This window comes from Streptomyces sp. DH10 (genome assembly GCF_029813805.1).
Lineage (GTDB): Bacteria > Actinomycetota > Actinomycetes > Streptomycetales > Streptomycetaceae > Streptomyces > Streptomyces coeruleofuscus.
Genome location: NZ_JARVKU010000003.1, coordinates 109311 through 133806, shown reverse-complemented (window position 1 = coordinate 133806; position 24496 = coordinate 109311). Strand labels below are relative to the sequence as shown.

At 67.9% G+C, this 24496-nt stretch carries 27 protein-coding genes; 14 read left to right on the top strand and 13 right to left on the bottom strand.

From position 1 onward, the window contains the following. Positions 1-85 precede the first annotated feature (85 nt). Complete coding sequence (locus tag QC385_RS07490; protein ID WP_279540490.1) at positions 86-961, top strand: GNAT family N-acetyltransferase; 876 nt, start codon at positions 86-88, stop codon at positions 959-961. 98 nt (positions 962-1059) lie between these two features. Then, complete coding sequence (locus QC385_RS07485) at positions 1060-1416, top strand: hypothetical protein (RefSeq protein ID WP_279540489.1); 357 nt, start codon at positions 1060-1062, stop codon at positions 1414-1416. A gap of 64 nt (positions 1417-1480) precedes the next feature. Here the strand turns inward: QC385_RS07485 and QC385_RS07480 are convergent, their stop codons facing one another. The 10 genes from QC385_RS07480 to QC385_RS07435 all read right to left on the bottom strand — a co-directional run bounded on the left by QC385_RS07480 (position 1481) and on the right by QC385_RS07435 (position 8814). After that, complete coding sequence (locus QC385_RS07480; RefSeq protein WP_279540488.1) at positions 1481-1708, bottom strand: hypothetical protein; 228 nt, start codon at positions 1706-1708, stop codon at positions 1481-1483. A 498-nt stretch (positions 1709-2206) separates the two neighbouring features. After that, positions 2207-2677 (bottom strand): TadE/TadG family type IV pilus assembly protein, encoded by a 471-nt coding sequence (locus tag QC385_RS07475; protein WP_279540487.1) that lies wholly within the window; start codon positions 2675-2677, stop codon positions 2207-2209. Next, the gene (locus QC385_RS07470; RefSeq protein WP_279540486.1) at positions 2674-3108 is read right to left on the bottom strand and encodes a TadE/TadG family type IV pilus assembly protein; all 435 of its coding nucleotides are present in this window, start codon (positions 3106-3108) and stop codon (positions 2674-2676) included. Before QC385_RS07470 ends, QC385_RS07475 begins: the two co-directional genes overlap by 4 nt. Then, entirely contained in the window at positions 3108-3566 is a 459-nt protein-coding gene (locus QC385_RS07465) for a TadE family protein (RefSeq protein ID WP_279540485.1), read from the bottom strand. Before QC385_RS07465 ends, QC385_RS07470 begins: the two co-directional genes overlap by 1 nt. Positions 3567-3630: 64 nt before the next feature. Continuing rightward, positions 3631-3882, bottom strand: a complete 252-nt coding sequence (locus tag QC385_RS07460; RefSeq protein ID WP_010041603.1) for a hypothetical protein — start codon at positions 3880-3882, stop codon at positions 3631-3633. A 68-nt stretch (positions 3883-3950) separates the two neighbouring features. Next, positions 3951-4874 carry a type II secretion system F family protein gene (locus QC385_RS07455; protein WP_279540484.1) on the bottom strand — a complete coding sequence of 308 codons (924 nt, stop codon included), beginning with the start codon at positions 4872-4874 and terminating at the stop codon, positions 3951-3953. After that, positions 4871-5821, bottom strand: a complete 951-nt coding sequence (locus tag QC385_RS07450; RefSeq protein ID WP_279540799.1) for a type II secretion system F family protein — start codon at positions 5819-5821, stop codon at positions 4871-4873. Before QC385_RS07450 ends, QC385_RS07455 begins: the two co-directional genes overlap by 4 nt. A 46-nt stretch (positions 5822-5867) precedes the next feature. Continuing rightward, positions 5868-7175 carry a CpaF family protein gene (locus tag QC385_RS07445; protein ID WP_279540483.1) on the bottom strand — a complete coding sequence of 436 codons (1308 nt, stop codon included), beginning with the start codon at positions 7173-7175 and terminating at the stop codon, positions 5868-5870. Then, positions 7172-8074: a hypothetical protein gene (locus tag QC385_RS07440; RefSeq protein ID WP_279540482.1), complete on the bottom strand. Its 903-nt coding sequence runs from the start codon at positions 8072-8074 to the stop codon at positions 7172-7174. Before QC385_RS07440 ends, QC385_RS07445 begins: the two co-directional genes overlap by 4 nt. Before the next feature lie 17 nt (positions 8075-8091). Further along, entirely contained in the window at positions 8092-8814 is a 723-nt protein-coding gene (locus tag QC385_RS07435; protein ID WP_279540481.1) for a hypothetical protein, read from the bottom strand. A gap of 452 nt (positions 8815-9266) precedes the next feature. Between QC385_RS07435 and QC385_RS07430 the strand changes: the two genes are divergently transcribed. The 3 genes from QC385_RS07430 (at position 9267) to QC385_RS07420 (ending at position 12319) form a co-directional block, all read left to right on the top strand. Next, complete coding sequence (locus QC385_RS07430; RefSeq protein ID WP_279540480.1) at positions 9267-9983, top strand: hypothetical protein; 717 nt, start codon at positions 9267-9269, stop codon at positions 9981-9983. Positions 9984-10134: 151 nt separating this feature from the next. Continuing rightward, positions 10135-12165, top strand: coding sequence for a hypothetical protein (locus QC385_RS07425; protein WP_279540479.1), 2031 nt, complete (start codon positions 10135-10137; stop codon positions 12163-12165). After that, positions 12155-12319 (top strand): hypothetical protein, encoded by a 165-nt coding sequence (locus QC385_RS07420; protein ID WP_279540478.1) that lies wholly within the window; start codon positions 12155-12157, stop codon positions 12317-12319. Before QC385_RS07425 ends, QC385_RS07420 begins: the two co-directional genes overlap by 11 nt. On the opposite strand, the gene QC385_RS07415 is transcribed toward QC385_RS07420, so the two are convergent. Continuing rightward, positions 12320-13375 carry an LCP family protein gene (locus QC385_RS07415; protein ID WP_279540477.1) on the bottom strand — a complete coding sequence of 352 codons (1056 nt, stop codon included), beginning with the start codon at positions 13373-13375 and terminating at the stop codon, positions 12320-12322. A 361-nt stretch (positions 13376-13736) separates the two neighbouring features. Beyond that, entirely contained in the window at positions 13737-15662 is a 1926-nt protein-coding gene (locus QC385_RS07410; RefSeq protein ID WP_279540476.1) for a glycosyltransferase, read from the bottom strand. A 618-nt stretch (positions 15663-16280) separates the two neighbouring features. On the opposite strand from QC385_RS07410, the gene QC385_RS07405 reads away from it, so the two are divergent. Further along, positions 16281-17003: a hypothetical protein gene (locus QC385_RS07405; RefSeq protein ID WP_279540475.1), complete on the top strand. Its 723-nt coding sequence runs from the start codon at positions 16281-16283 to the stop codon at positions 17001-17003. Positions 17004-17017: 14 nt separating this feature from the next. On the opposite strand, the gene QC385_RS07400 is transcribed toward QC385_RS07405, so the two are convergent. Continuing rightward, positions 17018-17434: a hypothetical protein gene (locus QC385_RS07400; protein ID WP_279540474.1), complete on the bottom strand. Its 417-nt coding sequence runs from the start codon at positions 17432-17434 to the stop codon at positions 17018-17020. Positions 17435-17445: 11 nt separating this feature from the next. On the opposite strand from QC385_RS07400, the gene QC385_RS07395 reads away from it, so the two are divergent. The 8 genes from QC385_RS07395 (at position 17446) to QC385_RS07360 (ending at position 24221) form a co-directional block, all read left to right on the top strand. Beyond that, on the top strand, positions 17446-17730 hold the full coding sequence (locus tag QC385_RS07395; protein ID WP_279540473.1) for a hypothetical protein: 285 nt from the start codon (positions 17446-17448) through the stop codon (positions 17728-17730). 553 nt (positions 17731-18283) lie between these two features. Next, a complete protein-coding gene (locus tag QC385_RS07390; protein ID WP_279540472.1) occupies positions 18284-18937 on the top strand; it encodes a hypothetical protein in 654 nt (217 codons plus the stop codon). A 511-nt stretch (positions 18938-19448) separates the two neighbouring features. Beyond that, positions 19449-20120: a hypothetical protein gene (locus tag QC385_RS07385; RefSeq protein WP_279540471.1), complete on the top strand. Its 672-nt coding sequence runs from the start codon at positions 19449-19451 to the stop codon at positions 20118-20120. A 47-nt stretch (positions 20121-20167) separates the two neighbouring features. Then, positions 20168-21202, top strand: a complete 1035-nt coding sequence (locus QC385_RS07380; RefSeq protein WP_443032866.1) for a hypothetical protein — start codon at positions 20168-20170, stop codon at positions 21200-21202. Between the two features lie 48 nt (positions 21203-21250). Next, entirely contained in the window at positions 21251-21556 is a 306-nt protein-coding gene (locus QC385_RS07375) for a hypothetical protein (protein WP_279540469.1), read from the top strand. Continuing rightward, positions 21553-22884 (top strand): hypothetical protein, encoded by a 1332-nt coding sequence (locus QC385_RS07370; RefSeq protein WP_279540468.1) that lies wholly within the window; start codon positions 21553-21555, stop codon positions 22882-22884. The genes QC385_RS07375 and QC385_RS07370 overlap by 4 nt, the downstream gene beginning before the upstream one ends. Before the next feature lie 189 nt (positions 22885-23073). Next, positions 23074-23583: a hypothetical protein gene (locus QC385_RS07365; protein WP_279540467.1), complete on the top strand. Its 510-nt coding sequence runs from the start codon at positions 23074-23076 to the stop codon at positions 23581-23583. Continuing rightward, the gene (locus tag QC385_RS07360) at positions 23580-24221 is read left to right on the top strand and encodes a hypothetical protein (protein WP_279540466.1); all 642 of its coding nucleotides are present in this window, start codon (positions 23580-23582) and stop codon (positions 24219-24221) included. The genes QC385_RS07365 and QC385_RS07360 overlap by 4 nt, the downstream gene beginning before the upstream one ends. The last annotated feature ends 275 nt before the right edge of the window (positions 24222-24496 follow it).

The following is a 24496-nucleotide window of genomic DNA, read 5'->3' as shown; positions in this document are numbered from 1 at the left end:
TGACGGCGGCGATAGCTCCAGGTGACCACACCCGCCGGCCGAAACCCGGATGCGGACGGTCGGTGCGGTGCTGTGTGATCAGGGCATGGCGACTGTGTTGGGCAAGCCGGGAGTTGACGGCCTGAGCGAGGCCGTGGGCGTGCTGCGCGACTGGCAGTACGAGGGGGCGCCGATGCAACTGCATCCGGGGGACCTGGGCTGGTTCTGGCGGTCCGGTGCGGAAGCGACCGCCGCCGCGGTGCGGACGTGGAGCCGGGACGGACGGATCCTCGCCGTGGGACTGCTGGACGGTCCCGGGCTGTTGCGGCTGACGATCGCGCCGGACGCCCACCAGGACCGGGAACTGGCGCGGCAGTTGGTCCAAGACGTGACCGAACCGGAGCGCGGCGTACTGCCCGAGGGGAAAGTGAACATCGAGGCGCCGATGGGTGCGCTGCTCCAGGATCTGCTGTCCGAGGACGGCTGGAAAACCGACGAGCCCTGGACGCCGCTGCGCCGTGACCTCACGGAGCCGATGCGGGACCCAGGCGTGCGGATCGTGGCGGTCGGGCCGGAGCAGGCGCACGAGTTCGTGGCCGTCCATCGGGCAGCGTGGGACGGGTCGAGGTTCACGGACGAGCGCTGGCAAGCGATGGCGGCCGGACTGCCGTACGCCGACGCACGGTGTCTGGTCGCGTACGACGGCCGGGGCAACGCGGTGGCGGCGGTGACGGTGTGGTCCGCCGGCCCGGGTAAGCCCGGGCTGCTCGAACCGATGGGCGTGCACCGGAAGCATCGCGGTCACGGCTACGGCAAGGCCATCAGCGTCGCCGCGGCGGCCACGCTCCAGGAGCTGGGCTCCTCCAGCGCGATCGTCTGCACCCCGAGCTCCAATGCCGGCGCCGTCGCCACGTACAAGTCAGCCGGCTTCCAGCAACTCCCCGAGGTCCGGGACCGCTACCGGTGCTGTTCGACTGGCTGATGAGCACCGAAGACGACGCCATGACACCTTCGACGGTGTGACGAGTACGGAGTACGTTACGTTTCATTGCACCGTCTGAACCTGCCGGGGGACTCCACATGGGCAAGGGCAAGAGCGACCTCGCGCTCCCGCTGAGCGAGCTGGAGGGCTACGGTCGCCGGCTGCGTTCCATCAAGACCCGTCTGAATCACACGAAGAAGCTCTTCGAGTCCTACAGGGACGACATCGGCGACGGCGGTGTCAATGACGCGCTCGGGGATTTCGAGTCCAACTGGGAGGACGGACGCGAGGACATCACGCAGCAGCTCGATGCGCTGGCGAGTATGTCCGATGCAGTTGTCCGTGAGTTCAAGAAGCTTGACGACGAACTCGCCAAGCAGGTCAACGATGCCATGAAGACCGAGGACAAGCGGGGCGAAAAGGGCGGCAAGGGGAACGGTGGCGGCGGCGAGTAAGGCCGTGCCTCTGACGTGAAAAGGCCCCGGATCCAGAGATCCGGGGCCTTTCGCGCGCCTGGGGTCAGGAAGCGACCGCGGCGTTGAGGTGCAGGTCCGCCGCGATGCCCGCGGGCGAGACGGCGAGGCCCACGCCGCCGCCGACACCGGCGTTGACGCCGGCGGCCGACGTCTCGACGTAGAGACCGGCCGCGGCGCCGGCACCCGCGGTGCCGCCCGCCTGGCCGCCGGCGATGGTGTCCAGCTCGGCGTCGGACATGTGGGCGGTCTGGATCTGCGGGGTGAAGGCCATGGAAGGCGGTTCCCTTCGTTCAATAATTCGAAGTGCTCGAGCGCGACCGATCAAAGCACGTCGGGAGAAGGGTCGGCCAGTCAGTGGTTATCGGGGTGCGAAGGAATTCGGTGACCGAAGTCATGAGTGTGACCCTTCGGTCACCGAAATACCCGTGGCCTTCACATATTCCGCCACTGCGCGGTATCGGAGTGCAATGCGGGGTGGGGTGAGCGAGCGGTGCTCGGCCCCCGCTGTGCTTTCTCACGACCTCACGGTGAATGGTGTGCAGATCCGTCGAATGTTCGGGATCAGCGGTTCACCGACTCTTGTCCGAGTCCTTCGGGTCCGACGAGTCCGAGCCGCCACAGCCCGTCAGCAGCAGCGCCACCGCCGCGGTCAGGGCGGTCGCGGCCGCCGTGGTCGTGCGTGTGCGCATGGGGTTGTACCTCCAGTGGGGGGGAATCGTGCTCAGTGCTCAGCGAAGCCGAGAGGGTCGGGAAACGGGCGCGGCGGGCATCAGCCGACCTCGTTCTCCGCCACCGCCTGCCCGTGGACGACCACGTCACCGCCGTAGAACATCCCCGTGAAGACCGGGGAGTAGGTGAGCTGCACCTCGACCTGGACCTGCTGGGCGTCCGCCGCCACGCAGTGGGTCGCCGCGATGTCCGCGCCCGTCATGTCCATCTCGCGGGCGAAGGTCTTCACGCGGGCGTTGCAGTTCTCGAAGTTGATCGGAGCCGGGCCGCCCTCGTTCTCGTAGAGGGCGTCGCGGTCGATGTCCTGGGCGGCGAACCGGGCCGCCTGTTCCGCGATGTCGGCCGCCCGTTCCCGCTTGGAGATGGACAGGCCGCCGTCGATCACGAACGCGGAGAGGGAGAGGAAGACCAGCGCGAAGATGATGACCGCGCCGGCGCCGGAGCCACGGTCGTCCAGGCGGGCGCGACGGACCGCCCACCACGACCGCCGGAAGGGCGGAAGGTGTTTCACGCCGACCTCCGGAACGGGTCGAGCGGGGAGCTGAAGCTCGCCGACAGCGTCGTCGGGACGTCGAGGCCGATCGTGGCGAGACCCCGCACCTGGCAGCTCACCTCGACCGTGAAGATGGTGTCGGGCTCGAAGCCCTCGCTCGTCTGGACGACCGACACGGGGCCGGAGCAGACGTCCGCCAGGTTCGCCTCGGCGGCCTTCTCGGCCTCGGCCATGGCGGTGGCGCGGTCCTTCTGGATCGAGCCCGCGCGGGCCGCGTCCCGAGCCGCTCCGTCGAGCGCTCCGCGGCCGTCGACGAGCTGGCCGAAGGCCACCAGGACGAGGATGAACAGGATCATCACCGGTGCGAGGATCACGACCTCGATCGTGGACAGGCCCCGGTCGTCCGTCCGGCCGCTGTCCTTCCGGAGAGCCGGAGGGAACGGAGTCATCAGTTCTCCTCCTGTACGAACCGCTCCACCGGGCCGGCCGACTGCGCGTGCACCGTCAGGTCCAGCCCCGGGAACACCGTCGGCACCCGGGCCGCGATCTCCACCCCGACCGTGTTCTGATCCGGCTGGAGCATCTTCACGTCCGGCGCCAGCACCAGCTGCGGGCCCAGCTGGCTGATGTAGCTGTCCACCACGTCCCGGGCCTCGCCCCGCCACGCGCCCGGTCGTTCGTCGGCCGTGGCACGCGCCTTGCGCGCTCCCGCCTGGGCCGCCGCCTGGGCGACGTGGTCCGCGAAGAAGTACAGGGCGAACTGCACGGTCGCGAAGATCATGAAGAACAGTACGGGAGTGAGCAGCACGAACTCGATCGCGGTCATGCCGGAGTCACCGCGGGCGTCCGCCGCTCTCCGCGCGGCCCGCACCCTGCGGCGTATCCGTCTGCTCACGTCTGCCGGCATCCCCGTGAACCCCGTTGTCCGTACGACTGTCCTGTGACTGTCCCTGCGTCTGCTCTCGCGGCGATCAGCAGGTCTTGCCCGCGTCCGCGCCCTTGATGCAGTCGCCGACCTTGTTGGCGCCCTCGCTCAGCGCGGCGTTGATGATGGCGGCCACGACACCGACGATCGCCACGACGACCGCCGAGATGATGACCCACTCGACCGCGGAGGCACCGCGGTCCAGCTCGCCGGAGCGGGCGCGCTCGGTGCGGGCCTGGAGGAAGGTGACCAGGAAGTCCACGGCCGGGATGCCCGTGTGGAAGTTGCGTCCGTTCATGACGTCTTGTCCTTTCGAAATCGGTTCCGGGAAGTTCTGGAGTTGTGAAGGTCGGCTCACTGCACGGCTCACTGCACCTGGAACACCCGCATCGCCGCCGGAAAGATCAGGAACACCAGGAACCCGGCGCACAGCAGCAGCTGCGCCACGAGCATCGACTGGGACTTCTCACCCGCGCTGCCCTCGATCTCCGCGAGCTCCCGGTGCCGCATGGTCTCGGCCCGGGACGCGAGGGACTCGCGCACCTTCGCACCGTCGTCCGCGACCAGGGCCAGGGAGGCGGAGAGGTCCTTGAGCTCCTCCACACCGATCTCCTCACCGAGCGCGCCGAGCGCCTGCCACTGGCTGACGCCGGTGATGCGGGCGTCGGACAGGGCGTTGCGGATGCGCTGGTTGGCCCAGCCTTCGGAGATCTCGGCCGCCGCCATCAGCGCCTCGGGCAGACCGCGTCCGCCGGCGAGGCTCATCGACACCAGGTCGAGGTAGGCCCCGATCACGCGCCTGAGGTCGCGCCGCTTCCGGGCCGCGTCACGCCGTACCTCGAGGTCGGGCAGGAAGAAGAAGATCACCGCGAAGAGCAGCGCCAGCCACACCGGGATGATCGGGCTCCGGCCGACACCGAGCGTGTAGACGATGGCGAACAGGAACGGGCCGAAGAACAGGCCCGCCACACCCAGCAGCACCTTCGTCGCCAGGAACTTCTCCCAGCTGCGGTCCAGGACCGCCAGGTCCGCGCGCAGCGAGCGCTGCTCCCAGCCCTGCTGGAGGTAGAACTCGGACACCCGCAGGCCGACTTCGGCCCGCAGGGAGCCGAGGCGCCCCTTGTCCCGCTCGGCGCGGGCCGACTCGTACGCCGCGCCGCGCGCCCGCATCGCGTCGATCCGCGCGACCTGCGAGATCGCGCTCCGCTTGCTGGGCATGAGGGCGCGTACGAGGGCGTAGATGCCCAGGCCGATGACGGCGCCGACGACGAGCGGCATCGTGAGGTTCACCGGCGTGCCCCCTCTTCCTGCGGCAATTGCTGCTGGGACTGCTGCGACGGCGTCCTGGGACGGACGAACTGGACGGCTGCCTCGTCCCGGACCAGGAAGCGTTCGGGCGTCTCGATGGTGGACAGCTTGCGCAGCCACCAGAAGCCGAGCGCGAACAGGCCGCAGACACAGGCCAGGACGAGCTGGCCGACGGCGGTGCCGTACGGCTCCACGAAGTCACGGTTGAAGATCGACAGGCCGAGGACGAAGGCGATCGAGACCGCCACGACGATCTGCACGGACCGGCGGGTCGAGGCGCGCTGCGCCATCACCCGCTGCCGCATGTCCACTTCCTCGCGCGCCGACTTCGCCAGCGCGCCCAGCACCTGGCGCAGACCGGGTCCGCGCAGGCGGGCGTTGAGGATCAGGGCCGCGACGATGATGTCGGCGGAGGCGTCGTCGATCTCGTCGGCGAGGTGCTGGAGCGCCTCCGGCAGCGGGGTGCGGGCGCGCAGGCGGTCGACGAGGGCGTCGAGGTGGGGACGCAGGACCGGGGCGGCGGCGCGGGCGGAGGCCGGGATGGCCTGCTCCAGGCCCACCGCGCCGGCGATGGTGTCGCGCAGCGACTCGGTCCAGGAGGCCAGGGCCTCCACGCGCCGCATGGCGGCGCGCTCCTCGCCCGCGCCGCCGAACAGGCGGTCCCAGAAGAAGACGAGGACGCCGGCCGCGATGCCCGCGACCGCCCAGCGGGTGAGGACGAGGACGACCAGGCCGACGATGGCGGCGAGCGAGCCGCGCTGGCCGGCGAAGCGGATGAGTTCGCTCGCCCGCTCGGCGGCCTTCTGCTTCTCGTGGTCGGGCTTGGCGGGAAGTCCGCGTACGGCGACGAGGAGGAGGGCGAGGCCGCCGCCGACGGCGACGCCGCTTCCTATCGAGTACAGGACGGTCGTGGAGAACAGGCCGCCCATGGAGCCGAGCGAGCCGATTGCTGCGAGAGTCGTGTTCATCCCCGGCTCACCCCCAGGTCCCGGACGGCCGGTAGCCATGTGCCATCAGTTCCTCCAGGCAGGCCAGTGGGGCGTGGGGCACGATCCGGCCGTCGGGGGCCTCCGCGAACACCTCGCTGGACAGGACGCGTCCGTCGACGCCGTTGACCTCGCGGACGGAGGTGACCATGCGCTGGAGGCGGCCGCCGTTGCCGAAGTCGTTGCGCCGCTGGATGAAGACCACGAAGTTCACCGCGCCCGCGATCAGCAACTGGCTGGCCTCGATGGGCAGCCGCTCGGAGGCCTGCAACGCGTAGGTGGAAATACGGTTGAAGACCTCGCTGGAGCTGTTGGCGTGGATCGTGGACAGCGAGCCGTCGTTGCCCTGCGACATCGCGTTGAGCATGGTGACGATCTCGTCGCCGAGGACCTCGCCGACGATGACGCGAGAGGGGTTCATACGCAGCGAGCGTCGCACCAGTTCCGCCATCGAGATGGCGCCCTGGCCCTCGGAGTTGGGCAGGCGCTCCTCGAAGGCGACGACGTTGGGGTGCAGGTCGGGGAAGGTGTCGAGTCCGAGCTCCAGGGCCCGCTCGACGGTGATGAGGCGCTCGTGCGGCGGGATCTCGTTGGCGAGGGCGCGCAGGAGCGTCGTCTTACCGGCGTTGGTGGCGCCGGCGATCATGATGTTCTTGCGGGCGCGGACCGCGCAGGCCAGGAAGTGGGCGACCTCGGGAGTCAGCGTGCCGTTGCCGACGAGGTCCGAGATGAACACCTTGCCCATGCGCGCGCGGCGGATGGACAGCGCGGGGCGCCGGGCGACGTCCATGACGGCGGACAGACGCGAACCGTCCGGAAGCCTCAGGTCGAGCTGCGGGTTGGCCGAGTCGAAGGGGCGGGAGGACAGCCCCGAGTAGGCGCCGAGGACCTGGATGAGCTCGATGAGCTCCTCGTCGGTCTCGGCGACGGGGTCGCCCTTCACCTCGCGCCCGTCGGCGTAGCCGACGAAGACCTGGTCGCACCCGTTGATGTCGATGTTCTCGACCTCGGGGTTGTCCAGCAGCGGCTGGAGCCGGCCCACACCGAACAGCGCCGCGTGCACGGCGGCCGCGTACTGCTCCTCGGTCTCGGCGTCCAGCGGCGTACGGCCCGCGTTGATCTCGGCGCGGGCGTACTCCTCCAGGATCTGGGCTATGACGGCACGGGCGTACTGCCGTTCGTCCTCCGTGGACATCGGAGTGACGTTGCTGATCTGGTCCTGTCGGCGCTGCTCGGCGATGCGGTCGCCGGCGTCCTGGCGGAACCGCTTGACCAACTGGTGGTCGACAGCGGTCATGTGCCGGCCCCCGCGTGGCCCTGCATCTGGCCCGGGTGGTTGTGCTGGACGTGCTGGGCCTGCTGAACCTGGTGGGCCTGGTTCGCCTGGGCGGAGGCGGCCCAGGCGGCGCCGTACTGCTGGTACAGGTCGGCGGCGACCTTGCGGGCCGAGCGGATCAGCAGCGACTTGTCGAGACGGCCGCGCCTGCGGCCGGCCAACTGGTCGGCACCGGCCGGGTCGTCGGCGATAGTGCCGACCACGCGGGCGCCGGTCTGGGCGTGCACGAGCATGTCGTTGACCTGCGAGGCGAGCTTGGCGGCGTTGCCCGTGTCGGCGATCAGGACGACGCCGATCACCGGGTTGGCCAGGCTCGCGGCGCCGCGCGGGCCGCCGTGCAGCTTGCCGGCCAGGGTGGCGGCACGGTCACGCACCCGCGCGATCGCCTCGGGCTCGGTGCGGGAGAGCAGCAGCACGAGCGAGGCGTGCGGGAACAGCTCGACGGCGGGGGTGTCCCCGCTGATGCGTCCGCAGTCGGCGATGACGTCGGCGGCGGCGTTCGGAGAGTCGGCGAGGGAGGCGAAGGCGTGCCCGAGGGTGGGCCACAGCCCGGCGAGCCCGGCGGCCTGCTCGGCGATACCGAGCCCGACGAGCACCTCCAGTCCCCCGCTCAACGGCTGTACGTGGTCCCAGAGCTGGTCCGGCACCAGGCCGCGGCGCGCGGTCGCGGCGATGGACAGCATGCCGGTGTTGGGGTTGAGCGGTCCGCCGTGCGCGGCGGCACTGCGGTAGACGAGGTCACCGCCCGCCGGGTCCGTCTCGGCGAGCAGGACGCGCCGCGGCCAGACCGCCGCGAGGGCGACGGCCGCGGTGGTGACGCCGGGGGAACCCTTGTCGGCGGCGAGAGCGATGAGCGCCATGGGTCGGGTGCCGCCTTCTAGTTGCCGGGGACGTGCACGATGGCGACCTCGCCCGCGGCCGCCGCGGAGGCGAGCGCGGCCGCGTCGGCCTGGTCGACGAGGAGGGTGAGCGAGAGGTTGCCCGTGCTCACGGTGGCGTCGTTGTCGTCGTTGACGGCGTTCACGCGCGCGTTGTCGACGATGCCGCCGCCGGAGGACGAGGTGCCGCTCGAACCGGTGTTGTCGTCGGAGCTGTTCGAGCTGGAGCCGCTGGTGCCGACGCGGTAGGCGGAGACGACGTCACCGGCCTTGATGTCGGACGGGTACTGGCCCTCCTTGAGGGCGAGGCCGACGGCGGCCTTGCCGGCGGGAAGGCTGGCCTTCTTGGCGAACATCTGGCCCATCACGACCGTGTCCTTGTAGATCGTGGACTTGGCCTTGAGGGTCTTCAGCGTGCCGAGCTGCGACCACTTGATGTAGTTGATGTTGTCGTCGGCCGCGACCATCACCGAGGTCACGTTGTCACCGACGGACTCCCCGGCCTGGATCTCGTCCGTCACCTTGACGACCTCGATCCGGTCCCCGGCCTGGAGCACGAGCATCGTCGCCCCCAGCGCCCCCACCAGAATGAGCAGCACGGCGAGCGCGGCCAGTGCCGGTTTGCGCTCGCGAGGTGGTGTGGGAAGCCGGTCTCCGACCGACGGCTGAGCCGGAGCGGCGGAACGACCGGCGCCCGCCCCCGTACGCTCTTGGATCTTCACGCAACCGCTCCCCGTACACCCAAGATTATGTCTGTCAATTTGCCTGCAAAAGTGGACACTTCACCCGCACCCTCCCGCACGAAGGAATGCAGGATGGGCCGAACGTACCCGCCCCACCTGGGCGAATAGCCAGCACTGGGGGTGAGTGTCAAGCCATCGCACCGTATCAGCCGCACATAAGCCCCTCAAGGCGCACCCGGCGTCACGCATCTCGCCACGCGCACCGTTACTCATCTGCAACTTCAGGGCTGCACAAACCCGTTGATGGCGGCGCGCGGACAGGCACTTTGCTGTGCGCGAGCGAATTCGGCACGGGGGGACGCCTGGTGGGCGGGCGTCCGGCCGCCGGGGTCCTCGTCACATCCCGGCCATGAGGCCCACACCATTCACTCACGTGGCACCGGCGTGGCCGTGCCATGATCTTCGCTTTGTCCCCCCACGAGGAGAGTCCCATGAAGCGAGCCGCGCTCGCCGTCTCGACCCTGTCCCTGCTGTCCCTCACGGCGTGCGGCGCAAGCGCCGACTCGGACGCCGCGGCCGGGGAGCCCCGGCCCTCCGCGCCCCGGGCGAAGCAGGCGACCCCGGCCGAGCGGCTCGCGAAGCTCATGATCACGAAGGCCGACGTGCCGGGACTGGACGTGAAGGCCACCTCCAGGGACAAGGGGGACGACAAGTACGTCTTCGCCAAGTCCGCGGACGACGTCACGGTCGACAAGCCGGGCTGCGCCGAGCCCGCTTACGCGATGAACCAGCTGCCCGTCGGCGAGCCGCAGGGCGACCTGACCCACTATGTCCCGCAGGGCAGCGAGTTCACGTACATCACGCTCACCACGTACGCGCCCGGCAAGGCCGAGTCCGCGTTCGCCGGGCTGGCCAAGGGCGTCGAGTCATGCGGCGGCGGCTTCACGGCGAAGGCGAACGGCACGGTGACGTACGACTCCGTCACCGCCGAGGAGCCGGTGGCGAAGGCCGGTGACGAGTCACTCGCCTTCCGCGCCACGATGCCCTTCAAGGGCATCACCCACACCCTGCACGCCCAGGCCGTCCGCAAGGGCGATGTCATGGCCGTCTACGTCTCCGTGGACGGCATGGCCATGGTCCAGGACAGGCCGGGCGACGCGAAGCTCCCGGCGACGGTGGTGAAGGCCCAGAACGCGAAGCTGGGCTGACCGCGGGGATGCCGGATTCGCAGTGGGCGGCGATCTGTAGCACTCGCGAAGCCCCGAGTAAAGTGCGGCCCGGACAGCGATCGGACCGTCGGGGGGCACACCGGTGAGAACAGTCAGGGCGACGGAGGAACACGCAGTATGGACAGGTGCGTTGGGGGCATCGAGCCCCCACCGGACCCGCGCCCTCCCCCTGCTCCTCCTCGCCCTCTGCTCGCTGACGGCTCTGTTCGCGACCGCCACCCCGGCCCGAGCGGCGGACACCGCTCCCGTCACCCAGGCCGCGTACTTCGCCGACCGCCTCCGCGAGGACCCGGTCTACGTCACCGACCAACTCCCCCGCGAGATCCCTCGTTCCACGGCCCCCGCCTTCGCGAGGCTCGCGAAGAAGACCGGCGTCCCGACCTACGTCCTGGTCCTGCCCGGCCTGAGCGGCGTCGACGGCAAGCAGTTGCTCGGCGCGGTGCACGACCGGCTCGGGCGGGACGGGTTGTACGTACTGGTCGATGACACCCAGGTCGCGGAGGCCACGGCCTACGGGGTGCGCGCGCCGGCCGACGCCGCCTCGACCGTCGCGCTGTACGAACTGCCCTTCGACGCGGGGCCGCTGCTCAGCTTCGAGCGCTTCGTCGACGTCGTCGCCCTGGGCGGGGAGAAGGCCACGGCCCGTGCCGAGGCGGCACGTGAGAATTACGGGGACGACGGACCCGCCGACATGTACATCGGCCCGTCCGACCGCCGCAACCAGTCGTTCCTCACCGGGATCCTGCTCACCGGCGTACCCCTGCTGATCCTGCTGACGGCCGGGTACGCCAGGCGCCGCCGCGGGCCTGCCGGGGCCGAGTGGCGCGTCCCCCGCTGGGTCGTCCCCGGCGCGGCCGTCCTCAGCGCCGCCGCCATCGTCCTCACCGCCCCCGCCGTCTTCGACCAGACCAGGTCGAGCGCGGCGCCCCCGCCCACCCCCGGCGACCTGTCCGCCCGCGTCGAACGGGTGGCGGCGGGTCTCGAGAAGGACCCCGTGTACGCCGATCCGGAGAGCCCGCGGGTGCTCGACGCCCGTCAACTGGACCGGCTGCACGACCGGATCCGGGACTTCCGGCGCTCCGAAGGAGGCGGCCCCGTGTTCGTCTCGGTGGTGCCGCAGACCCCCGAGAGCGAGTCGGCCGGTGACCCGATGCTGTTCGCCGCGGCGGTGCACGCCAAGGTGCGCGAGGACGGGCTGTACGTGATCGCCGACCCCGGCGACGGCACGATCGACTTCTACAACCACGGCCTGCGCCTGGACACCAACCACCTGTCCTTCAATCTGCCGGACTCCGTCACGTTCGGCGACAGCAAGGCGGACGAGGCCGACGACCACCTCCTCGGCCAACGTCTCGACCAGCTGATGGACTTCCTCGACGAGACCCCGCGCACGGACCGGCCCGGGTCGGAACCCGCGCCGGCACCCGCCCCGAGGGCCGCCGACGAGGACGCCCTCCCGCCCCTCTTCGCCACCGACTTCTGGCCCGGCCTGCTCATGGGCGCCTTCCTGGCACTCCTGCTGTCCGGGGTCATGGCCGGGGCGGTGTGGATCGTGACCGGGCTGCGGCGGTGGCGCTCACCCGAACCCGAGCCGGCCGGCCTCCTGCCCGCCACCTCCCCGACCGAGCCGTCGGCGTCCTACCTGCGCCGCACCGCTCACGCCGAACTCAGCGCACTGACAAGTGAGTTCATTAACGCCGAGGGGAACGCCCGCGCCTGGGACTGCCTCGACGCGGCGATGCTCCTCCTGGACGGTGACTTGGACCGCGCCCGGCGGCCGGGCACGGATCCCGCGACGCTCACCGCCGTCGTCGTACTCGCCCGGGCGGGCCGGGCCGCGCTCACCGGCGACACCAACGACCTGTGCTGCGGCGTCAACCCCCTGCACGGGCCCGCCGTCAGCCGCCACCACGTACGCGTTTCGGCGGAGGCGGCGGAGGGCAACCGCAGGCGCCTGCTCCCCGTCTGCGCGCCCTGCCGCGACACGGCCATCGCCCAACCGAGCGGCATCCCGGGCAGATTGCTCAGACTGCCCGGCTCCACGTCCGGTGACGGCGGCCGACCGCCCTACTACGACGCGACCGACGGCCCGCTGACCGCCGTACCCGGCGGCATCGCCCGGCTCATCGGCAAGGTGAGGGAGACCGCAGGTGTCCAATGACGTCAAGCGCCTTGTCACCGTCCTCGCGGCGCTGCTGCTGGCCGCGCTCACCTTCGAGCTCCCGGCCGGGCGGAGCGTGTGGTCGGCGACGGGGTACGGGTCACTGGCGTCACTGCTGGAGGGTTTCAACTCCCGTAGTGCCAAGGCTGGTTGATCAACCGGGCGGCCGGTCCTCGCGCAGCGCCGTGAACAGGGCGCGGGCCCGCCGGTCGTCCCACTTCACCGCGCTGCCCTGGGGCGTACGCAGGTCCGGGTCGGCCACGGGCACGTTGAGCTGTCTGCCCCCGCCCGACGCGGCCTTCCGCATGGCCTCGAACAGCGACATGAGGTCGGGCAGTTCCGTGCTCTCGTCGACGATGAGCGTGTCGAGGCCGGCGCGCAGGGTGGGGAAGGTCTTGGACGGGTCGGCGAGGGTGGACGGGGTGACGGCCTTGCGGGCGAGGGCGGCGAGGAACTTCTGCTGGTTGCGGGTGCGGCCCAGGTCCCCCTGCGCCTCCTGCTTGCGCTGCCGTACGAAGGCCAGCGCCTCGGCGCCGTCGAGGGTCTGGCAGCCGGCGGGCAGGTCGGCGCCGGAGTCCTCGTCCCGTACGGGCTTGTCCAGGCACAGGTTCACGCCGCCGACCGCGTCCACCACCCCCACGAAACCGGCGAAGCCGATCTCCGCGTAGTGGTCGATGTGCACGCCGGTGTTGCGTTCCACGGTCCGCACGAGCAGGTCCGGGCCGCCCAGGGAGAACGCCGCGTTCAGTTTGTTCGGCGTGGCCCGGTAGCTCCGGCCGGTGTCGGGATCGATGTACGGCGGCAGGGTCACCCAGGAGTCGCGCGGCAGGCTGAGCATCGTGGTGCCGTTCGCCCCGGTGTGCAGCAGGATCACCGAGTCGGTGCGGCGTCCCTCGGTCGATCCGGTGTTCAGCTCCTTCCGGTCCTGCCGCGACAGTCCCTCGCGGCTGTCGGAGCCCACGACCAGGTAGTTGGTGCCCTCGCCGCGCGGCACCCGGCCGGAGAGCGTGCCGAGGTCGACCTGCTGGTTGAGCCGGGTGTCGGCCCAGACGTACGTACCGGCACCGGCGAGCAGCAAGGCGGACGACAGCACGGCCGCGCTCCGCAGGAACCGGCGGCGCCGGCTGGGGCGGCGCCGGTTCCTGCTGCCGCGGCCGTCGCGTCCGTGAGGCCCGCTGTCGTAGCGTCCGGGGGCGGCGAGCGAGGGCATGCCCGGCAGGGGGGCGGTGCGGGTCGAGGGCGGTGGCGCCAGGGCGTGTCCGTGAAGTCCCGTCGTCGGCCCGGAGGGCGGGCCCTGCAGCGTCCGGTGCGTGCTCTCGGCGTGCCGGGCGGACGCCCGCGTACTGGTTGTACGAGGGTGTTCGTCCGGTGCGGCGAGTGGGGGCACCTCCCACGCCCCTGAGGCAGTGGGGGAGCGTGCCGGGCGTCGCGGGGCAGGCGGGACTTTGCGGACACGCCCTACGGAGGGCGCGGGAGGTTCCCGCCGTGGGGTCCACTCCGGAGGGGGTTGTCCCGGACGGTCGGTCCAGTCGCTCATCGACGCCTCGAAGGTGCTGTGGGGGGCTCTCGGGTCAGCGCATTGGCACGCTCCTATACGGAACCGGCCCGCCGATCTGTTCAGCGGCCGTCCCGGAGCGCTTCATCCGCTGCCACCTCAGCCGGCTGCCGAGCAGCAGCGCGACGAGCGACTGGATGACGACGAGATACATCAACTGCCGGTAGACGACGATCTGGAACGGCATCGACCACAGGGCCCGGACCGGCTCGCCGTCGAGTCTCAGCGCGTAACCGGAGCAGACGATCTGCACGCCGAGGAACGCGAACCACACCGCGGCCGACTCCCACGGGTCGCGGAACAGCACCCCGTACAGGGCGTAGACGTCGATGACGGGCGCGAGCAGCGGCAGCGCGACCTGGAAGAGCGCGAGGTAGGTCAGCCCGCGCCGCCCGAACCGCCCGGCGGGCCCCATGCCGAGGAGAGCCCTGCGATGCTTCCACGTCGCCTGCAAGGTGCCGTAACACCACCGGTACCGCTGCCGCCACAACTGCCGCAGTGTGGTGGGCACTTCGGTCCAGGCGACGGCGGACTCCTCGTACAGCACCCGCCAGCCGGCCCGCCACAGGGCCATCGTCAGGTCGGTGTCCTCGGCGAGCGTGTCCTCGCTGACCCCGCCGACGCCGATCACCGCGTCCCGGCGGAACGCCCCGATGGCACCCGGCACGGTCGGCATGCACTCCAGCACCTCGAACATGCGGCGGTCGAGATTGAACCCGAAGACGTACTCCAGGTGCTGCCAACGGGCCAGCAGACTGCGCCGGTTGCCGACCTTGGTGTTGCCGCTGACGGCCCCCACGGCGGGATGCGCGAGCGGCTGGACGATCCGCTCGATGGCATCGGGCTCGAAGACGGTGTCGGCGTCGACCATCACGACGATGTCGTACCGCGCGTGGGCGAGCCCGGTGTTGAGGGCGGCGGCCTTGCCGGAGTTGGGCTGGCGGACGACCTCCACCCTCGCGTCCCCCGTGTTCTCGGCGATGTCGGCGGTCCGGTCGCCCGACCCGTCGTCGATCACGATGACCTGGAGCTCCCGGTGGGTGGAATCGAGCAGCGACCGCAGGGTCGACCCGATTCCGGCCTCCTCGTTGTACGCCGGGACGAGCACGGTCACCGGCCCGGACCCCTCACGCATCCAGGGCGCCCCGGTCCGGAACCGCTCCAGCCGGCGCACATGGGCGCGGGCGAACAGGGCGAGCAGCAACAGCCGCAGTACGCCGAGCCCGCCGGCGACACCGAGGATCCAGATCATGGCGGTGGAGAAGACCTGCCCGGCGCGCGTGACCTGGATCAGCCCGGCCCCCAGCCACTTCTCGACGACGGACGGGGCCGCGTACGGAACCAGCCCGAGCCCTTGGGACACGGTGGTGAACCGGTCGACACTCCGGTCCCTCAGCAGCCTGCGCGCCTCCAGATAGGCGCTCTCCGTCTGGCTGAGCTGCCGCACGATCCCCTGCGCCGGCTTGCGCGACCCCTTGTCGGCGGCGACGAGCACGTACCCGTACCCGGTGGCCCGCCGCGCCGCCCGCCACTCACGGCCGCACAGGGTGTCGGGGGTGGTGGTCCGCGGCATGCGCAGCAGATTGGTACGCACTCCGGTGGCTCCGGCCAGCGCGCTCTGGGTCAGTTCGAGCTCGGACCGGAAGCGGGGCGCGGACGACTCGCCCAGGACGGCTCCGGTGTAGGTGTTGGACCCGATCTCGTGCCCCTCGGCACGGATACGCCGGATCAGCTCGGGGTGGCGGGCGGCCTGGGCGCCGTGCACGAAGAAGGTCGCGCGTGCCCGGTTGCGGCGCAGCAGATCCAGCAGCCGCGGGGTCCATACGGGGTCGGGCCCCCCGTCGAAGGTGAGCGCGACGGTCCGGGCGGGCATCGAACCGGACCGGATCCCGTCCCGGTTGATCCCGATCACGGGCCCGCCCCTGGCGACGGCGTCCGGCACGGGCGAGGCACAGGGCGTCCGCGCCTTCGCGGCGTCGACCTCGTGCTGGGTCCAGCCCTCGAAGAGCAGGAGGGCGAAGACGAGGGGAAGGGTGAGGGCGAGTAACAGCCAGTGGGCGCGGGGGTCTCGGGACTGTTTGTGACGGGCCCGGGCCTTGGATTTTGCCTTGGGTTTGGCCTTGGCTTTGGCGGGGGTCAGGGTGCGTCACCGCCCCAGGGCTCGGATCGGGCACCGACTCCCGCGGGCCGTCTTCTCCACGCGCTTCCGTAGAACTCACCGGGTGAAGCGGACGTCTTCATGCTGCGGGAGTTACGCATGGGGCGCGAGTGTAGTTTCGGAGGCCTGGCTGTAGGGGCGGAACGGTGAGCTTCACAGGGACGGGAACCGGGGAGGGAACGGATGACTGCGGCGACGGGCGGAGGGGAAAGCCAGACACCGACGCGGTGGGGCAAGGCCGCGCGGATCACTGCGGGCGTCACAGCGGGAGTAGCCGCCCTGGTCATGGCAGTTCTGCTCAGTTCGTCCCCGGAAAGATTCGGCCTCCCGCCCTTCCCTGCACTGTGCGAGAGAGTCCGCGCCGAGGGACGCTCCTCAGAAGCCTTCATCTTCGTGTGGGCCTTGATCGCCATCCCTGTGGCAGGCCTCCTCCACACCCCACTGGCACTCGCACGACGTGCCAAGATCGGCACGGGCTGGGCGCTGATCGCCGGGTACTGGTTGTACGTCGCGGTGACCGCGGGTGTGGCGTGGCACGTACAAGACTTCTTCCCCGCTACCGACGCGCCCGGCAAGAATGGGGGCTGGTTCGGCGCGGCGATCATGATGGTGATCGGCACGCCGTTGTTCGTGGTGGGCTCGGGCGGGGTGTTCCGTCAGGTGCGGGAGGGCGACAGCACGGCAGCGGCCCAGATCCGGGACCAACTGGCTGCCGTCACCGTGCTCTGCTGCACGCTCATCGGCGCGGTCACGGGCCTCACGGTGGGCTTCGCCTTCGACTTCCCTCAGGACGGCTTCCCGGCCATGTTCCTGCCCGGCGGCATCCTCTGGGGCGCGCTGGCGGGCGCGGCGCTGGGCATGCGGGCCGGCGCCCTGATCACGAACTCGCCGGACAGCCACCGCAGGATGACCGCCGACGCGAAGTCATTCGCCCGCACGGCAGCGTCGATCCTGACTTGCTGCCTGTGCGTGTCCCAACTGGGCTGGTTCCTGCCGGTGTGGGCGGTGGCCCTGATCGGGCTTCCGGCGCCGTTCGTGCTGTTCGTCGTGGCGGGGCGGTTTGAACGGCTGGGGCGGTGGGTGGAGTACCGGCAGATCGAGGTGCCGAAGGAAGCCATGTACTGAGTACGGGCGTCCGCTCAGGCCGGGACGTACTCCCTGTCCCACCGACTCTGCCGCACGCCGCCCCATGTGCCCATCACGACCGCGAGGCCGAAAAGAACCGCGAGGAACCCGGCGTCCGAGCTGCGCTCCAGGTCGGTGGTCGGGCTGGCGACGCCTGCGGGGTCGTACCGAACCCGCAGCTTGTACCCGGCCCCCACCCAGTCCCTGCACCCTCCGCCTTCCGAGAGCGCGGGAGAGATCTCGCGACCGCCGACCAGCCGCAGGTCACAGTAGTTGGTCTTGGTGTCGTCCTTGCGAACGACCACGGCGTCGGCCCACTCGCCCCGCTCCGCGAGGGCGACCCGATCGCCTTCCCCGGTCCCGAAGATGCCCAGCGCCACTCCCGCGACGACGGGAACGACCGCCGTCCCGGGGCATGGCCAACGCTGCAAGGAGCGTCGACATGCTGGACCTTATCGTCCGCACCCTCTCGTGGGCACTGAGCCTGTGCACCCCACGGCCTCGCGGTCGTCACCGCCTCGGCGCACTACGCCGCCTACGGTTCAACCCCGTCCCACCACCCCCTCCCCGCTTCACCGAACTCCTCGACGGCAACGCGTCCCGCCTCGTACGCCCCTACGTCCTGGATCCCGTCGAACACCACCGACCCGCTCACCTGGCCGCTTCCGACATCGACACGGGCCCGAAGCGCATCCACGTCGTACGAGTCCCGGCGGCCACCCGATGACCCGCCCGACCCTCCGGATGTGCGCCCGCTGCCAGCGCAACACGGACGAACCAGTCCTGGTCCACCGGGTCCACGCCCCCACAGGCCTCGGCTTCAACGTGTACGCCTGCCCGAACTGCTCCACCCACTACCCGCCTCCGACAGACCCCATCGAAATCCCGAACCCGCCCCATCGCCGCTCCCGCTCACCCTCCGCGTATACAAGATCGACGCAGGAGGCAAGGTGACCGACGACCGTGGCGAAGTCGAGATCCTGGCCGGCGGACGCAACGACCCGGTCCCCTTCATGTCGACGTATCCGCCCTGCGCTTGCCCGAGGTGCAGGACACCGCACTAGCGAATCGAGGTACCTGAGCACCACGGCCCCGGACGCCGCACACTGCGGGATCCGGGGCTACCCCCGTTTGTGCGCGATCAGGACACAACCAGCCTCCCGCGAGCCCCATACAACCCGAATTGCCCATGTTCTCGTGGAAGTCGCTCTGGTGAAACCGGGAACCTCACCGATACCGTCGGTGCTCTTGACTGAACTTCTGTCTCACGGGGAGCCACTGTGAAGCGCCGCCCATTGCCCGTCGCTGCCGCACTGGTGGCGACGGCGGCACTGCTGTTGACGGCCTGCGGCAGCGGGGACGACAAGTCCAGCGACAACGATAAGATCGCCGACGCCGACTCTGCAGAGTCCGCATCACCAACTCCGCCTAACGCATCCGATGGCGACGCGAAGCGTCCGAGAATAAATCTTCCCAAGGACGTCAAGGAGACGTTCGAGGGCTGGTCCACCGGAGACGCCACCAAGGACGAAATCCTGGCGGACGCAGGACTAGCGCAATCAGCGGTGACCTATGCGGTCACGCAGGGCGATCCGGAGTCCCCCGCCCTGAGCTTCTATCAGGCGGACAACGCCCTCGCAGGTAGCCGGGACTGGGTCAAGGGAATCGTGGACTCCGGGTTCACCTACCACGGGACGGTCCGTTACTACGCACCCGATATCAGCGTGTTCGACAAGAAGTCCGCAGGCGTCTCGTACTGCGCAGATGAAAGTAAGGCGTTCAACAAGAATCGCAAGACCAACAAGATCGACAAGACACCCGCATCCGACGACTCCTTCGTGCTGTACAGCACACGTCTGGAAAAGAACAGCAGCGGCGTGTGGCAGACGACGAAGCTTGAGTCGGAACGGGGACAGAAGACGTGCCTGCGATAAGAGGTCAGCGTCGATGGATCGTTGCCACGACGATTGCCGGCGTTCTCTCTCACACCGGCCACTGCGTTCGCATGGGGCACGCCGGGTGAGTCCAACGGCCAGAAGGCCGCCCCTAGTACTCCAGCAGCACCCTTGCCCGCCGGGCGATGCAACCGGCGAAGGCTGGCGTTCCCGGGCCTGGGGCGTTCCGTGACGGATCTTGGTTGCGCGTCGAGACGGGAGAGCTCCGCAGCGAACTCCACATGTGCGTGCGGCGGGGCCCCCTCCCCCATAACTAACGTGCCTCGGCCTAGCGAACCGTCCCCCGGGAACACCAGGGCGCCGGACGCCGGACACGGCGGCACCTGGCGCCGTCCCTGCTTGAGCACAATCAAGACACAGCCAGTCCCGCGAGAGGCCCTTACATCCCGGATTGCCCCTGTCCACGCGGAAGTTCGCTCTGGTGAAACCGGAAACCTCACCGGTAGCGTCAGAGCCCTAACTGAACTTCTGTTTCTCACGGGGAGCCACTGTGAAGCGCCGCCCATCGCCCGTTGCTGCCGCGCTGGCGGCAACGGCGGCCCTGCTGTTGACGGCCTGCGGTAGCGGGGACGACAAGTCAAGCGGAAACGACAAGATCGCCGGAGCCGACCAGGGATCGGAGACGCCGAAGGAGTCGGCATCGCCCTCGGGGGCACCGGCCGGCGACAAGCCGGACGGCGTGGACGTGTCCCTGCCCAAGGACATGAACCTGGCCTTCGACTGGGACAAGCCGAAGGACAAGAACGAAGCGGCTGCGATGCAGGACGCCGCGAACTTCGTCCGGGCCATCTACCGAGGCGTCGACAAGCGCACGACCAAGGATGCCGCCCTGGTCGCTTACTCGACAGGCGATGGGACGAGGTACGCCAAAACGCAGATCAACGCCAGGCTGGACGGCGGCTGGACAGCAACCGGCACACGGCGCCACTACCAGGCCACCACCCGGTCCGCGCCGAACGGCAACTCGGTGGAGGTTGCGTTCTGCGTGGATTCAACCAAGTTCCACTCCAAAGAGATCAAGACTGGAAAGGTCCTGAAGGGCGCCCCCAGCATCACGGACTTCGACTACTTCAAGATCGTCATGGTCAAGCTCCCCACCGGAGACGGTCTGTGGCAGGCGTCCAAGGTGTTCGTCGAAGCGAAGGCGGCGAAGTGCCAGTGAACGGGGCACGGCATAAAACCCTCAGTACGGGCGCAGTCGCCCTGGCGCTGACCTTGGGCATTCTCGTCCTCGCAGAACCGGGCTACGCGGGAGAAGAACCGGCCAACACCCAGGGGTCCAACACAGAACAGTCGGGTGGCGGCGACGGCAACGGCATCTACGCCGCCGCCCGCATCCAATACTCCGGATCGGTCGCCAAGAACGGCGGCACCGGCAACGTGACTTCCTCGGACGTCAACTGGACGCCCCCGCCCTGCTGGTACGCCCCCTACCTCGGCGCCAAGGACTTCAAGAAGAAGATGTCCGAGGACCTCGAGCGCCAGCTGAACACACCCGGCATGGGCGGCACCGCCGGTTCGGCCCTGGGCCAGACCAAGCGGCACTACGAGGACGAGTACGGCTGGGACGGAAGCCCCGGCTACAAGGACTACAACGCCGAGAACGACGGCAAGGGCATGTTCTGGGCCGGCGTCGAGAACCCCAACGAGCCGGACTACCTCAAGCGGACCTCGTGCACCGACCTGCCCTTCTGGGTGGAGAACGGCGAGGCCCCGCCGGCCCGTTACGAAGAGGCCATCAAGCCGGAGATGCTCGCCGCGCTCGCCTACCAGCACATGCAGCTGCCCGCCACGAAGGTCACCCTCGCGCCCGAGGCGGAGACCAAGGTGAACCTGCCGACCTGGGCCTGGCTCGACAAGGCCGTCTTCGACGAGGTCCAGGCCACAGCGGCCCTCAACGTCCCCGGCTTCAATATCCAGGCAACCACCACCGCCAAGCCGGTGTCCCTCAAGTTGGAGCCGGGCGCCGAGGACGCCGAGACCTACCCGGCCACCGGCGAGTGCACCATCAACGCCGACGACTCCATCGGCGAGCCCTACGCCAAGGGCAAGGCCGACGAGACACCGCCGTGCGGAGTCAAATACCTCCGCTCCTCCGGCGACGACACTTTCAAGCTCCAGGCCACCATCACGTGGGAGATCACCTGGACCGGTACCGGCGGCGCCGGCGGCAACCTCCCGAACGGCACCTTCGGCAACGACCAGGACATCACCGTCCAGGAGATCCAAGCCGTCAACCGCTGAGCGCAATGACCATCGCAAACCCGACTCCAGAAAACCCGGCGGACAGTCATGGCAAACGACTCCGACCTCGTCGTCAATATCAAACTGCTGGTCGATTCAGAATCCCGACTCAACCGAATCAAGAAGGAACTCAACGATCTCGACAACCGCAAAGATGACATGAATCCCTATTGGGGCAGTAGCCAAATAGCGGAAGTTATGGGCGACTTCGTTGACAACTGGGAAAAGTATCGCGAGAAGATGCTCGAGACCGTCGAGAATGTAGGAAAGCTGGTCACCTCTACCATCGACGGTTTCACTGGACTCGATTCCGACCTCGCTAAAGAACTCAGGAAAGCCGGAAAGAAGAAGTGACCGCGTCCTCTAAGTCCCGCCCCAAGGACTGGCACCCTCTAGCCGATTCGGACCCCGTGCCTGGTGATCCGGAGGAGATTCGTGCCGAAGTAAAGCACATGATCAGCGTTGCGAAATCACTGCGGGCACAGGCAAAAGATCTGACTAGAATCAGAGACGACGACGAACTCAAGGGAAAATACGCAGGCAAGCTACGCGAAGAGTCGGGCGACCTCGAAAAGCATCTTCGCGAAGTGGCCAGCCGCTATGAACGTGTCCATGGATTCTTGAGTAAATGGGCCACCGAATTGGAGGATTTCCAAACAAGTGCCGACAACATTCTCACTAACGCGAAACGGGAGCAAGAAGAAGTCGACGCCGCCAAGAAGAAGGCGGAGTCAAGCGGTGATAGCCCTCCGAAGTCTTCAAGCGAAGATCCGCTGAAAGACTACCGCACACAACTCGAAAGAGTTAAGGGGCATCGCGACGAACGTGCCGGTTATTACGCAAAGGAAATTGGCACTGAGATCAAAGATATCATCAAGGACTCCTGGTGGGAAGGTGTGGTTGATTACGTAAAGATCGCCATTGATGTCTTGAGTTGGACCGCCACGATTATTGGCATCGTAGCTCTCTTCATCACTCCTGTCGGCTGGGTTGCCATGGTCGCCACTGTGGCAACCGCCTTGGTGATGGGCGGTCACGTGCTATTGGCCATCACCGGGGATGGGTCATGGATGGACGTGGCCACGGATGCATTTTCGCTTGTCACCATGGGAATGGGGGCCAAAGCCTTGAAGGGCCTCAAGGCTGTACAGACAGTTATGCGCAAAGCCTCTGCAAAAGAGGCAGGAAAAGCTGCCAGAGCCGCGAAGGGCGCCGAGAACAACAACAAGATCAATAACGCTATCAGGAGCGCAGACAGGCAGGCTCGGAAGAGGACTACCAGTAAAAGGAAGAGAAGAGGAGCCGAGCGAGCTCTTCACGCTGCCCAAAAGCAGAAGAATTCAGCGAGAAACGAGGCCCGAGCCGCTGAACGCAACAGAGAGTTGCCGGAGGCGAACCGGCGCGATTTGGCTGCGTCGGGCGGCGACAAGGAATTCGCCCGATCATATAAAGACATCCAACACATGCGCGCGAGCCACCCCAATTCTCCTGAGGTTTTGAAAGCCGGCCAGAATGCGGAGGTGTACCGCGATAGGTTCCGCACGGCATTCGGAGCTGCACTTACAGCTGACCTGGCAGACAAAGGCTTGGGAACCAGCGATATTTGGCCGGACAAGCCTTATGTCGAGGGTTACAACGAAACTAAAGAGCAATTTACTGTAGAGCGCGGGTCCGGCTGGTAAGTAACTGACCCCACACCCGACCAGTCTCATTAATCTTCGAGGTACAGAGTGGAACCAGACCATCCTGCCGAAACTGCGAAGGCTTCACCAGAACCACTGAAGAAAGGAGTAGCAAATGGGTACTCCTTGATTCTTCCACCAAATTGGAAACGAATCCCTTTGCGCCGAAAGAGCGAGCGGGAGACGACAGTGCGGGAGATTATCGAGTCTGCATGCAAGCAGCTTCCTAAGAATTTTCCCAAAGATCTAGTCACCCGCTACAGGTTGGAGGTCGAGCGCCGCCTATCGGCTGGAATCAAGAATGCCCGTAAAAGTGGTGGGCTGGATTTCTACCTACCGATAGCGGACCCCGGGGAAAGCCCAATTGCTGCCTCATTCGTCGTGGGTGAAATCAGTACCGAAGGCGATCCCGGCCGCTTTCTCGGAGCAATGACCTCAACTGGTGGTTACGAACCCGTCGATGTAGATCAGGCGCCCGGCGCCAGACGGGAGGTAGTGATTGATGCCGACACGCAGGAAGGCATCGAGCTGGCGTCACGGCGTGTCGATTACGTGGTAGCTGTTCCCGGTGACCGTGGAAAATGGCTGACGATCTCCTTCTCAACCATGGGCGGCGGAGATCCCTGTGATGAGTTGTCTGACGCTACGGTCTCCCTCTTTGACGCCATCGTGACCACATTTCGTTGGAGCAGTGAATGAGCTGGCTGGATATCGAATACGACCTGGATCTTTGGCTTGAACTTCCTCCCCGCTGGACGATTGGCGCAACGGAGCCGTGGGAAGACGACGACAAGCGAACACCGCAAGAGTGGGCAATCGAAACCGCGGCGCTCTGGTGGGAGGAGTACGAAGAAGACCCTGGAACAGGCGGGGTCGAATTCCTGGCAGACACCTTGGCAGCATGCGTCGAGCAGTATCCGAAGATGTTTCCCGGGTTCGAGGTGCTTTTGTATCTGCCCAGTCCCACAGCGCTCCCACTACCTGTGTTCGTGAGCAACTTCCCCTCCGAAGGCGAGAAGATCTCGGAACTGCGTCGGGTCACACTTGCAGACGACGATGGTGCGGTCGAGCCACCGATTGTCGAAGAATTCACGACAGAGTCGCTCGGAACGGGGCTACGCGTACTGCGCTACTCAGTGGACAGTGAAAGCAACGCCGTTATCTCAAGTCTTCGTTACGCATGGCGCAATGAAGAGCACGGACGGGACGTGATCGTCATCACAGGGTCACCCGTACCGACGCAAGTGCTGCGCTCACTGGATGACATGGACGAACTGGCCCACTCCATCGTGCTACGCCATAATGACTACGTGGCACCCGACGATGCCGACGAGTGAGCCACAAACCGGGGTGCTCTCACTCTAGCTACCTGGAGATAACCATGCCTTGGATTCCGCCTGGAAGTATTCCTGATGGCGCCTACAATTTCTTGATGTGCACCGGCGGAATCATCTTCTCGTTCGGTGGCGTGTGGCTTCTGTTCACGACCCCAGTAGGACGATTCAGCGTGCTGGCGATCCTGCTGACTGCAGCAGGAGGGATGACCCTGCGCCACTGGTGGCGATATCGATAGTTCCCTCTCCAGCAGGTACGGCGGCGTCGCCTTACTGGC

Bases quoted from the DNA above. Each gene is read 5' to 3' on its own strand.
- QC385_RS07490 (WP_279540490.1), top strand. From the start codon at position 86: ATGGCGACTGTGTTGGGCAAGCCGGGAGTTGACGGCCTGAGCGAGGCC.
- QC385_RS07485 (WP_279540489.1), top strand. From the start codon at position 1,060: ATGGGCAAGGGCAAGAGCGACCTCGCGCTCCCGCTGAGCGAGCTGGAG.
- QC385_RS07480 (WP_279540488.1), bottom strand. From the start codon at position 1,708: ATGGCCTTCACCCCGCAGATCCAGACCGCCCACATGTCCGACGCCGAG.
- QC385_RS07470 (WP_279540486.1), bottom strand. From the start codon at position 3,108: ATGACTCCGTTCCCTCCGGCTCTCCGGAAGGACAGCGGCCGGACGGAC.
- QC385_RS07465 (WP_279540485.1), bottom strand. From the start codon at position 3,566: ATGCCGGCAGACGTGAGCAGACGGATACGCCGCAGGGTGCGGGCCGCG.
- QC385_RS07460 (WP_010041603.1), bottom strand. From the start codon at position 3,882: ATGAACGGACGCAACTTCCACACGGGCATCCCGGCCGTGGACTTCCTG.
- QC385_RS07450 (WP_279540799.1), bottom strand. From the start codon at position 5,821: ATGGGCGGCCTGTTCTCCACGACCGTCCTGTACTCGATAGGAAGCGGC.
- QC385_RS07445 (WP_279540483.1), bottom strand. From the start codon at position 7,175: ATGACCGCTGTCGACCACCAGTTGGTCAAGCGGTTCCGCCAGGACGCC.
- QC385_RS07440 (WP_279540482.1), bottom strand. From the start codon at position 8,074: ATGGCGCTCATCGCTCTCGCCGCCGACAAGGGTTCCCCCGGCGTCACC.
- QC385_RS07430 (WP_279540480.1), top strand. From the start codon at position 9,267: ATGAAGCGAGCCGCGCTCGCCGTCTCGACCCTGTCCCTGCTGTCCCTC.
- QC385_RS07415 (WP_279540477.1), bottom strand. From the start codon at position 13,375: ATGCCCTCGCTCGCCGCCCCCGGACGCTACGACAGCGGGCCTCACGGA.
- QC385_RS07395 (WP_279540473.1), top strand. From the start codon at position 17,446: ATGCTGGACCTTATCGTCCGCACCCTCTCGTGGGCACTGAGCCTGTGC.
- QC385_RS07375 (WP_279540469.1), top strand. From the start codon at position 21,251: ATGGCAAACGACTCCGACCTCGTCGTCAATATCAAACTGCTGGTCGAT.
- QC385_RS07360 (WP_279540466.1), top strand. From the start codon at position 23,580: ATGAGCTGGCTGGATATCGAATACGACCTGGATCTTTGGCTTGAACTT.